Below are 10,678 nucleotides of genomic sequence, written 5' to 3'. Positions count from 1 at the left end.
GCCCGGCACGCCGACCGGGTTGCCGCGGAGTTCGGCGTGCTGGCCGATCCGACGGCCGTCACCGCCGGCGTGCTGTCGGGTTGAGCATGCTGAGCGCCGGCGAGCGCGCGCTGTTGCACGCGACACGCGGAGCGGGAGCGTGCAAACCCGCGCGCTCGCGGGAGAAAGGGGTCAGAGCCGGGCGGCGAGTTCGGTGCCCTGCCGGATGGCCCGCTTGGCGTCCAGTTCGGCGGCGACGTCGGCGCCACCGATGACGTGCGGGCCGACCCCGCGGTCCCGCAGCGCGTCCTCGAGATCGCGCACCGACTCCTGGCCGGCGCAGATCACCACGTTGTCGACCTCGAGCAGGCGGACGCCGCTGCGCTCGGATCCGAAGCTGATGTGCAACCCACGGTCGTCGATGCGCTCGTAGTTGACCCCGGAGAGCTGCTGAACGCCCTTGGCGCGCAACGATGCCCGATGCACCCAGCCGGTGGTCTTGCCCAGCTTCGCACCCTGTGGCCCCTTCGTGCGCTGCAGCAGGTACACCTCGCGCGCCGCGGGGGCCGGCAGTGGTGTGGTCAGCGCGCCGCGTGCCTCGCGGGGGTCGGCCGCACCCCACTCGGCCTTCCACTCCTTGAGGTTGAGGGTGGGGGAGTGCTCGGTGGTGAGGAATTCGCTGATGTCGAAGCCGATCCCGCCCGCACCCACCACCGCGACCACCTTCCCGATCGGGGTCCCGGTGATGGCCTCGACATACGACACCACCATCGGGTGATCGATGCCCGGAATGTCGGGCACGCGTGGTGTGACGCCGGTGGCCAGCACGACCTCGTCGAACTGGGTCAGAACGTCGGCGTCGGCTCTGGTCTGCAGCCTCACGTCGACGCCGTGCTTGTCCAGCATCCGGGTGAAGTACCGGATGGTCTCGCCGAACTCCTCCTTGCCGGGAATCCGGCGGGCCAGGTCGGACTGGCCGCCGATGTGCGGCCGGGCTTCGAACAGCGTGACCCGATGTCCGCGCTGGGCCGCGGTGACGGCGGCCGCCAGCCCGGCCGGTCCGGCGCCGACGACCGCTACCCGCCGGCTGTGCCTGGTCGGGCCGAGGGTCAGTGTCGTCTCGTGACCGGCGCGGGGGTTGAGCAGGCACGACACCGTCTTGTGTGCGAACGCGTGATCCAGGCAGGCCTGATTGCACGCGATGCAGGTGTTGATCTCGTCGGCGGCGCCGGCACCCGCCTTGTGCACCCACTGCGGATCGGCCAGCAATGGCCGGGCCATCGAGATCAGGCTGATGCCGGTGTCGGTGAGGATCTGTTCGGCCGCCTCGGGCATGTTGATCCGGTTCGATGCGATCACCGGGATGTCGACGTGCTCGGCCACCGCGTCGGTGATGTCGACGAACGCACTGTTGGGCACCGACGTGACGATCGTCGGCACCGTGGCCTCGTGCCATCCGATCCCGGTGTTGATCAGCGTGGCCCCCGCCGCCTCGACTTCGGTTGCCAGCGCGACGATCTCATCCCAACTCTGACCGTCCTCTACGTAGTCGGCCATCGACAGCCGGTAGCAGATGATGAAATCCGGGCCGACCGCGGCGCGGGTGCGGCGCACGATCTCCACCGGAAACCGCCTGCGCTTTTCGGGTGTGCCGCCCCACGCGTCGGTGCGCCTGTTGGTGCGCGGCGCGAGGAACTGGTTGAGCAGATAGCCCTCGCTGCCCATGATCTCGACACCGTCGTAGCCGGCGTCGCGGGCCAGCGCCGCAGCACGGGCGAAGTCGTCGATGGTGCGCTGCACCCCGCGGGACGACAGCCGCCGCGGCCGGAACGGCGTCGTGGGGGCCTTGATCGACGAGGCGCTCACCGAAAACGGGTGAAAGGCATAGCGACCCGCGTGCAGCAGCTGCAGCAGGATCTTACCGCCGGCCGCATGCACCGGGTCGGTGATGCGACGGTGCCGGTTGGCATCTGCGGCGGAGGTCATCTGCGCGGCGAACGGCAACAGCCAGCCGGATCGGTTGGGTGCGTAGCCACCGGTGATGATCAGCCCGACGCCGCCGCGGGCCCGCTCGGCGAAATACTCGGCGAGCCGCGGGATGTCGCGGGCGCGGTCCTCCAGCCCGGTGTGCATCGATCCCATCACCACCCGGTTGCGCAGTGTGGTGAAGCCGAGATCCAACGGCGACGACAGGTGTGGGTACGGTGTCGGCCGCGTCATGGTCGTCCTCCCAGCGCTTGTGCCACCTCGTCGAGCCAGGCGACGGCGCTCTCCTCGGCGCGGATCCCGCCGCGCAGCACCAGGTACTGGTGCAGCTCGGTGCTGCTGAGGCCGGCCGGATCCGGAAACCGGCTCTTCTCGAATCCCCGGTAGGCGTCCAGCAGTCCGGCGCGTTCGGTGCGCAGGTCGGCGGCCTGGGTGCGCACCGAATCGACGTCGCCGTACCCAGCGCCGCGAATCTTCACGGCGAGGTCGCGGGTGCGGTTGTCGGCGACCGAGCCGCCGCGGCCCACCAGGGGTGCGGCGATCCACCGGCTCAGCTCGGCCCGGCCTGCGTCGGAGACCTGGTAGACCTTCTTGTCCGGCCGGCCGTGCTGGGCGACCTCGGTGACGTGCACCCAGCCGTGGCCCTCCATCGTGCGCAGCGTGCGGTAGATCTGCTGGTGGGTGGCCGCCCAGAAGTATCCGATCGAGCGGTCGAACCGGCGGGCGAGCTCGTATCCCGAACTCGATTGTTCGCACAGCGACACCAGGATCGCGTGGGGTAGTGCCACGGGGGCAGCGTAGGCAGACCGGCCGGGACTATGCAACTAGTTGCACTGCGCATAAGTGCATAGGGGCGAGGCATTAGGCGACCTCTATGTGAGACGTTTAGTATCTGTAACCACGCGCAACCCCTAACCGGGTGCGTGGAAGTTAGGGCACACTGAGACATGCATCCGACCACCGGCATGGATACTTGCTGAGATCGGCCGCGGTCGTCGGCTGCGCCCTGCCCTGACAGCAGCCCACTGGGCAGGTAGTTCGAGAGGACTTGAGGAGACCTTCCGTGACGTACACGATTTCCGAGCCCTGCATCGACGTCAAAGACAAGGCGTGCATCGAGGAATGCCCCGTCGACTGCATCTACGAGGGCGCTCGGATGCTGTACATCCACCCGGACGAGTGCGTGGATTGCGGCGCCTGCGAGCCGGTGTGCCCGGTCGAGGCCATCTACTACGAGGACGATGTGCCCGACCAGTGGGGTGCATACACGCAGATCAACGCGGACTTCTTCGCCGAGCTCGGGTCGCCGGGCGGCGCGTCGAAGGTCGGCCAGACCGACAACGACCCACAGGTCGTCAAGGACATGCCCCCACAGGGTGAGGACTGAGGGCCACGGCGCACGCCCATCGCGATCAGCCTGACGTCGCCCGGCGACCGCTGAGGTCGGCGTCGCTGCCGGTGTTCCCGTGGGACACCCTCGCCGACGTCACGGCAACCGCCCGCGCACACCCCGACGGCATCGTCGACCTGTCGGTCGGCACCCCGGTCGACCCGGTGGCCCCGCTGATCCGGGATGCGCTCGCCGCGGCCGGTTCGGCGCCGGGATACCCGACCACCGCGGGGACCGCGGCCCTGCGTGAGTCGATGGTGGCCGCACTGCACCGCCGGTACGCGGTGACCGGTCTGACCTCCGCCGCCGTGCTACCGGTGATCGGCACCAAGGAGCTGATCGCCTGGTTGCCGACGCTGCTCGGGCTCGGCGCCGACGACACCGTGGTGGTCCCCGAGCTGGCCTATCCGACGTACGAGGTCGGTGCGCTGCTGGCCGGCGCGGCGGTACTGCGTGCGGATTCGCTGACCCAACTGGGTCCGGCGGCGCCACCACTGATCTACCTGAACTCGCCGAGCAATCCGACCGGGAGGGTGCTGGGGGTCGAACACCTGCGCAAGGTGGTCGGCTGGGCCCGCGAGCGCGGCGCCCTCGTCGCCTCCGACGAGTGCTATCTCGGGCTCGGCTGGGACGACGCGCGACCGGTGTCGGTGCTGCACCGCGACGTCTGTGACGGTGACCACACCGGTCTGCTGGCCGTGCACTCGCTGTCGAAGACCTCGTCGCTGGCCGGCTACCGGGCGGGTTTCGTCGCCGGCGATCCCGCTGTCGTGGCCGAGTTGCTGGCGGTGCGCAAGCACGCGGGCATGATGGTGCCCACCCCGGTGCAGGCCGCCATGGTCGCCGCGCTCGACGACGACGTCCACGAAGCCGAGCAACGTGCGCGCTACCGGAACAGGCGCGACGTCCTGTTGCCCGCACTGCGATCCGCCGGGTTCACCGTCGAGCATTCCGAGGCCGGCCTCTACCTGTGGGCGACGCGCGACGAGCCGTGCCGTGACACCGTGGCGTGGCTGGCTCAGCGGGGCATCCTGGTCGCGCCGGGTGAGTTCTACGGCCCCCGCGGCGCCCAGCACGTGCGGGTGGCGCTGACGGCGACCGACGAGCGCATCGCCGCGGCCGTGCAGCGTCTGGCGGTTTGACGGGCCCGCAGCCGTAGGAGCACCCGTTGGGGGCTCTGCACGGTGTTATTGCGTCTGCACGGGGACTACCGCTCGGTGGCGCGCAGGCTCAGCGCCAGCACCAGCCGGTCGTCGGGGTCCTCCAACGAGGTCGACATCAGCTTCTCGATCCGCCTGATCCGGTAGCGCACCGTGTTCGGGTGCACATGCAGGCGCCGCGCAACAGCGGCGATGTCGCCGAATCCGTCCAGGTAGGCGTGCAGCGTGTCGGCCAGCACCGGGTCCCGGTCCCGCAGCAGGCGCACCCGCGGATCGACCAGCCCGGGCTGGGCGGCCACCTGGGAGACGATCTCGTCGAGCAGCACCGTGGTGCGGGCCTCGTCCAGCGACGTGACCCGCCCGATCGCGGCGGGGTGGCGCTCGGCGCTGTCGAAGACCCGGTCGACCTCGGCGCGTGCCGGGGCCGCTCCCGCCAGCCCGGCCAGCGGGGCCGCGGTCACGGCCCGCGCGTCGAGGCCGAGCTCGCGGTGCAGCGCCGACACCACCCCGCGTGCCCACGATGTGACCGAAGCGGCCGAGGCGACCTTCGGCAACAGGGCGTACACCCGGTCGCCGGTCAAGGCCACCTGGGCGTCGGCGCGGAACGCGCTGGCGCTCAACGCGATCACGTCGGAGGGCACCGGCATCCCGATGCCACGGAACCCGACCAGCGCCGCCCGGGCATCCACCGGGATACCGAGCTCGCCGGCCAGCGCGACGACATCACCGGTCTCGGCCGGGCCGAGGCCGAGCAGCTGCTGGACGCGCGCGGCATGCTGGGACGGCGCGGCGGCCAGCCGGGACATGATCCGCGCCGCCAGCACCGCGCCACCGCGCAGGATCTCGTCGGCATCGTCGGCCAGCGGGGAAGAGCCCTGCTGCAGCCAGATGGTGCCGGCGAAACTGGGGCCCCGGCGACCGTCGCCGGCCGGCAGGTGTATGCCGACCGCGAGCCGCGGCCGCAACCCCAGCTCTGGTCGCTCGTCCACCCGGACCACGTCGGTGCCGGACCGCAGCGCGTCGAAGATGCCCCACTGGCCGATCCACTCCAGATGTTCGGGCGGCCCGGCCCGGCCGAGGATGGTCAGCCGGCGCAGTTCGTCGGCCTCGTCGCTGGAGGCCGAATAGGCCAGCATGTGGCTGTCCGCGTCCTCGATGCAGATCATCCCGCGGGTGCGGTCGGCGATGGACTGGGCCAGCCCGAACAGATCGGTGCCCGAGTCGCGCAGCGGGTCGCTTCGGTCGCGGTGGTGCTCGAAGGCGTGGTTGACCAGCCGGTAAAGGTGCTCCCAGCGGGCCCGCGGTTCGACGGCGACCACCGCGGTGCCCAGCGCGACCGCCCGGTCGACGGCGGCCTGCGTCGGTTCCTTGACGAAGACCGCCGCCGGGCGGCCGGCGTGCTGCTCCAGCCAGCCCACCGCCTCGGTGTCGGCGACGCCGAGCAGGAAGAACAGATCGGCCGAACCCGGGCCGACCGACAATCCGAGCCGGACGTCGTCGGCGTCGACCAGCGCCACCGAGCTGACCGGCATGTCGAGCCCCCGTGGGGCTTCGACCAGCGTGACCATGGTGCGATCGAGCGCCAGCAGCAGTTGTCCGAGGCTGAGCCCCGCGGCACTGTGCGCCACCACGCCTCCTTTGTCGATTCCGACCATCAAGTCTGCCATCTGTTGTCCGATCGGCCATCGGATCATGGGGTGAAACCAGGCATCCTGGCAGCATGGACGCGATCTCTGCGGTCACCGATGTGCCGCTGCCCCGAAACGAGCCAGTTCACGACTTCGCCCCGGGTTCGGCCGAACGCACCCGCCTCGCCGATGCGCTGGGCGCACTGGCGCGCGACCCGATCGACCTGCCCCACGTCATCGGCGGAAAACACCGGATGGGCGCCGGTGCCCGCATCGACGTGGTCCAGCCGCACCGCCACGCCGCGCGGCTGGGCACCCTGACCAACGCCGATCACGCCGACGCCGCGGCGGCGGTGGACGCGGCGATGGCAGCCAAGCCGGGCTGGGAGGCCACCCCGTTCGACGAGCGGGCGGCGGTCTTCCTGCGGGCCGCCGATCTGCTGTCCGGGCCGTGGCGCGAGAAGCTCGCCGCCGCGACGATGCTGGGCCAGTCCAAGACGGCCTACCAGGCCGAGATCGACGCGCCGTGCGAGCTCGTCGACTTCTGGCGCTTCAACGTCGCGTTCGCCCGCCAGATCCTGGCTCAGCAGCCGATCAGCTCGCCTGGGGTCTGGAATCGCAGCGACTACCGGCCGCTGGAGGGCTTCGTCTACGCGATCACCCCGTTCAACTTCACCGCCATCGCCGGGAACCTGCCCACCGCGCCCGCCCTGATGGGCAACACCGTGGTGTGGAAACCGTCGCCCACGCAGACTTTCGCCGCGTACCTGACCATGCAGCTGCTCGAGGCGGCCGGGCTGCCGCCGGGCGTGATCAACCTCGTCGCCGGTGACGGGCTGGCGGTCTCGGACGTGGTGCTGGCCGACCGGCGACTCGCCGGTATCCACTTCACCGGCTCCACGGCGACGTTCCAGCATCTGTGGCGCGAGGTCGGCACCCACATCGACCGCTACGACACCTATCCCCGGCTGGTCGGCGAAACCGGCGGCAAGGACTTCGTCGTCGCGCACCCGTCGGCGCGGCCCGACGTGCTGCGCACCGCGCTGATCCGGGGCGCGTTCGACTTCCAGGGGCAGAAATGCTCGGCGGCGTCCCGGGCCTATATCGCGCGTTCGGTGTGGCAGCGGATGGGCGACGAGTTCCTCGGCGCCACCGAGGCGCTGCGCTACGGCGACGTGACCGACCTGACCAACTTCGGTGGCGCGTTGATCGACGAGCGGGCCTTCGCCAAGAACGTCGCGGCGATCGAGCGGGCCAAGTGCACGCCCGGGGTCACGATCGCCGCCGGTGGCGAATACGACGACAGCGAAGGCTATTTCGTCCGTCCGACGGTGCTGCTGTCCGACGACCCGTCCGATGAGGCGTTCTCGACCGAGTACTTCGGGCCGCTGCTGGCCGTGCACGTCTACCCCGACGAGGACTACGAGCGGATCCTCGACGTGGTCGATACCAGCGCGCGCTACGCCCTGACCGGCGCGGTGATCGCCGACGAACGCGCGGCGGTGCTGGCGGCCGAACGCCGGCTGCGCCATACGGCGGGCAACTTCTACGTCAACGACAAGCCCACCGGCGCGGTGGTCGGCCAGCAGCCGTTCGGCGGCTCGCGGGCCTCGGGCACCAACGACAAGGCCGGCTCCGCGCTCAACCTGCTGCGCTGGACCTCGGCCCGGTCGATCAAGGAGACGTTCGTCCCGCCCACCGGGCACCGCTATCCGCACATGGAGGCATGAGTGATGGGTGTGTTCCAGCGCGTTGCCCGGCCCGCGATCCTGGCCGCGGCCAGGCGGGAGGGGTTGCGGCGCACCGCCGAGCGCCTGCCGGTGACCCGGGAGGTGGTGCACCGATTCGTGCCCGGGGAGGGCGTTGCGGACGTGATGGAATCCGTGTCCCGGCTGCGGGACTCGCGCCGGCTGGTGTCGATCGACTACCTCGGCGAGGATGTCGCCGACGCCGACGCGGCCGACGCCACGGTGGCCGCGTACCTGGGTCTGCTCGATGCGCTGGCCGCACGTGGTGAGGACCCGAACCCGGTTGCGCCGCTGGAGGTGTCGCTGAAGCTGTCGGCGCTGGGGCGGGCGCTGCCGCGCGACGGGGCGAAGATCGCGCTGGAGAACGCGCGCACCATCTGCGCGAAGGCGCAGAGCGCCGGGGTGTGGGTGACCGTGGACGCCGAGGATCACACCACCACGGACTCGACCCTGTCGATCGTGCGCGACCTGCGCGTCGACTACGACTGGGTGGGCACGGTGTTGCAGGCCTACCTGAAGCGCACGCCGGGCGACTGCGCCGAGTTCGCCGGGCCGGGCTCGCGGATCCGGTTGTGCAAGGGTGCCTACGACGAGCCGGCGTCGGTCGCCTTGCGCGAAGCCGACGCGATCACCGAGTCCTACCTGCGGTGCCTGCGCATCCTGATGGCCGGCGACGGATACCCGATGGTGGCCTCGCACGACCCGGCGATCATCGAGGCCGTGCCGGGGTTGGCCCGAGAGCACGGGCGCGGCGGGGATGAGTTCGAGTACCAGATGCTCTACGGCATCCGTGACCCCGAGCAGCGGCGGCTGGCTGACGCCGACAACCACGTCCGGGTGTATGTGCCGTTCGGCACCCAGTGGTACGGCTACTTCGTGCGCCGCCTCGCCGAGCGTCCCGCGAACCTGACGTTCTTCCTGCGCGCGCTGGCCGAGCGCGCACACTGACGTTCAGACTGCGCTCCGGGCGGGCGTCACTCGCAGAAGTTCGCCGTGGGCGCAGCCTGAACGAGACGTCGGCCTACTCCCGGGTGCGTTTGGAGAACCGGCCCTCGGTCACCTCGTCCCACTTCTGGTACACCTGGTCGACCTGTGGATTGCCCTGTGCCCTGATCCAGTCGCAGGTCGCCACATAGGTCGACGGGTTGGTCACGATGATGGTGTGCAGTTCGGGGCCCCGGTGCGCCAGTTCGTCGAGGTCCTCGGGAGGTGTCGACGGATCGGCGGCCCGCAGCGCGTCACGCGGATCGGGCAGCGCACCCCGCGGCGCGTCGTAGGCGGCCAGGTCATCCTCGTCTTCGGTGCCCTTCCGGCCGGTGTTCAGTAGCAGGTTGAGCAGGATCGCGGTGATGGCGCCCGCCGAGATTCCGGAGTGGAAGATCGTCTGGAACCAGTCGGGGAACTGGTGGTAGAGGTCCAGTGAGACGTTGACCGGAGTGTCGGCCAGCGTGCGGTTGGTGTAGTACAGCTTGGCTTCGGTCAGCATGGCCACGCCGGTCGAGATGGCCACCACCAGGATGTTGGTGTTGGTGAACTTGACCTTTCCCAGCGTGCGCACACCGCTGGCCGCGACCATGCCGAACAGGGCGACGCCGGCACCGCCGAGCACCGGCAGCGGAATGCCCTCGACCACCGCGGCCATCTTCGGCAGCAGCCCGAGCAGCACCAGGACGACGCCCGCGACAGTTGCGACGTGGCGGGTGCGCACCCCGGTGATCGCCACCAGGCCCACGTTCTGTGCGAACGCGGTGTAGGGGAACGTGTTGAACACACCGCCGATGACGGTGCCCAGCCCGTCGGCCCGCAGGCCGTCGGCAAGCTTTTGCGGGGTGATCTTCTCCTCGACGATCTCGCCGACCGCCACGATGTCGCCCGTCGTCTCGGTCATGATCACGATCGCGACGATCAGCAGCGCGATGATCGAGCTGATCTCGAACGTGGGCAGCCCGAACTGGAAAGGGGTCACGATGCCGACCCAGCCGTACTCGCCCATGTGGTCCCAGTTGGTCATGCCCAACGGGATCGCCACCACCGTGCCGATGATGAGCCCGAGCAGGATCGAGACCCGGCGCAGGCTCTCCGGCGCGAACCGCTCGATGGCGATGATCACGACCAGGGTGAAGAAACCCATGCCGATGGCCTTGGGGGAGCCGAACTCCGCGCCGTTACCGGTGCCGCCACCGAACCAGCCGGCCGCGACCCTCATCAGCGACACCCCGATGATCAGGATGATCGTGCCGGTGACCAGCGGCGGGAAGAACCGGATCAGCTTCCCGAACACCGGCGCGAGCAGGATCATGAACAACCCGCAGGAGATCACCGCGCCGTAGATCGCGGTGACGCCGTGGTTGGTGCCGATGGTGATCATCGGGCCGACGGCGGCGAACGTGACGCCCTGCATGAGCGGCAGCCGAACCCCGAACCGCCAGAATCCGACGGCCTGGATGATCGTCGCGATGCCGGCGACGAACAGGTCGGCCATGATCAGGTGGACGATGTCGGACTGCTCGAGTTGCCCGGCGCCGACCATCGCCCCGCCGACGATCAGCGGCACGGCCACCGCTCCCGCGTACATCGCGAGCACATGCTGGATGCCCAGCGGCAGCAACCGCCTCAGTGGCGGGATCTCGTCCACCGGTCGGGGTGCGGGCTTGCCCTCGGTCAGGATCTTGGTGACGGTGGCCATGAAGTTTTCCCAGCTCCAGCTTGTCTCCTGTGCCCGGGCCGGGACGGCAACCGGGTCGGTCGCCCAATCCTTGAAGTTCGGTGTTTCGGGAGTTTTGAGAG

8 protein-coding genes are annotated in these 10,678 nt (G+C 70.0%); 4 read left to right on the top strand and 4 right to left on the bottom strand.

The window, feature by feature from the left end; all coding sequences use genetic code 11:
* Window positions 1–171: 171 nt before the first annotated feature.
* Both JDV09_RS10435 and JDV09_RS10430 read right to left on the bottom strand, forming a co-directional pair.
* Window positions 172–2,199, bottom strand: coding sequence for an NADPH-dependent 2,4-dienoyl-CoA reductase (locus JDV09_RS10435; RefSeq protein ID WP_221369035.1), 2,028 nt, complete (start codon window positions 2,197–2,199; stop codon window positions 172–174).
* Window positions 2,196–2,753, bottom strand: a complete 558-nt coding sequence (locus JDV09_RS10430) for a PadR family transcriptional regulator (protein ID WP_221369034.1) — start codon at window positions 2,751–2,753, stop codon at window positions 2,196–2,198. The genes JDV09_RS10435 and JDV09_RS10430 overlap by 4 nt, the downstream gene beginning before the upstream one ends.
* Window positions 2,754–3,028: 275 nt before the next feature.
* Here JDV09_RS10430 and fdxA point away from each other — a divergent pair, with 275 nt between their 5' ends.
* Both fdxA and dapC read left to right on the top strand, forming a co-directional pair.
* Window positions 3,029–3,352, top strand: coding sequence for a ferredoxin (fdxA, locus tag JDV09_RS10425; RefSeq protein ID WP_221369033.1), 324 nt, complete (start codon window positions 3,029–3,031; stop codon window positions 3,350–3,352).
* A 50-nt stretch (window positions 3,353–3,402) separates the two neighbouring features.
* Window positions 3,403–4,497 (top strand): succinyldiaminopimelate transaminase, encoded by a 1,095-nt coding sequence (gene dapC / locus JDV09_RS10420; protein ID WP_221369056.1) that lies wholly within the window; start codon window positions 3,403–3,405, stop codon window positions 4,495–4,497.
* 65 nt (window positions 4,498–4,562) lie between these two features.
* On the opposite strand, the gene JDV09_RS10415 is transcribed toward dapC, so the two are convergent.
* Window positions 4,563–6,182: a PucR family transcriptional regulator gene (locus JDV09_RS10415; RefSeq protein ID WP_255605122.1), complete on the bottom strand. Its 1,620-nt coding sequence runs from the start codon at window positions 6,180–6,182 to the stop codon at window positions 4,563–4,565.
* 62 nt (window positions 6,183–6,244) lie between these two features.
* On the opposite strand from JDV09_RS10415, the gene pruA reads away from it, so the two are divergent.
* Both pruA and JDV09_RS10405 read left to right on the top strand, forming a co-directional pair.
* Window positions 6,245–7,873, top strand: a complete 1,629-nt coding sequence (gene pruA, locus JDV09_RS10410) for an L-glutamate gamma-semialdehyde dehydrogenase (protein WP_221369054.1) — start codon at window positions 6,245–6,247, stop codon at window positions 7,871–7,873.
* Between the two features lie 3 nt (window positions 7,874–7,876).
* Window positions 7,877–8,839, top strand: a complete 963-nt coding sequence (locus tag JDV09_RS10405) for a proline dehydrogenase family protein (RefSeq protein ID WP_221369032.1) — start codon at window positions 7,877–7,879, stop codon at window positions 8,837–8,839.
* Window positions 8,840–8,912: 73 nt separating this feature from the next.
* Here JDV09_RS10405 and JDV09_RS10400 read toward each other — a convergent pair whose 3' ends face one another.
* Window positions 8,913–10,577, bottom strand: coding sequence for a nucleobase:cation symporter-2 family protein (locus JDV09_RS10400; protein ID WP_221369031.1), 1,665 nt, complete (start codon window positions 10,575–10,577; stop codon window positions 8,913–8,915).
* Window positions 10,578–10,678: the final 101 nt, after the last annotated feature.

Origin of the sequence: Mycolicibacterium xanthum, from assembly GCF_019710635.1 — a bacterium.
GTDB classification, from domain to species: domain Bacteria; phylum Actinomycetota; class Actinomycetes; order Mycobacteriales; family Mycobacteriaceae; genus Mycobacterium; species Mycobacterium xanthum.
Note: the sequence above shows the minus strand (reverse complement) of the source record. Positions and strands in the feature narration are given on the sequence as shown.

Coding starts and splice junctions, on each gene's coding strand:
- JDV09_RS10415 (WP_255605122.1), bottom strand. CDS start 6,182: ATGGCAGACTTGATGGTCGGAATCGACAAAGGAGGCGTGGTGGCGCAC.
- JDV09_RS10400 (WP_221369031.1), bottom strand. CDS start 10,577: ATGGCCACCGTCACCAAGATCCTGACCGAGGGCAAGCCCGCACCCCGA.
- JDV09_RS10435 (WP_221369035.1), bottom strand. CDS start 2,199: ATGACGCGGCCGACACCGTACCCACACCTGTCGTCGCCGTTGGATCTC.
- JDV09_RS10405 (WP_221369032.1), top strand. CDS start 7,877: ATGGGTGTGTTCCAGCGCGTTGCCCGGCCCGCGATCCTGGCCGCGGCC.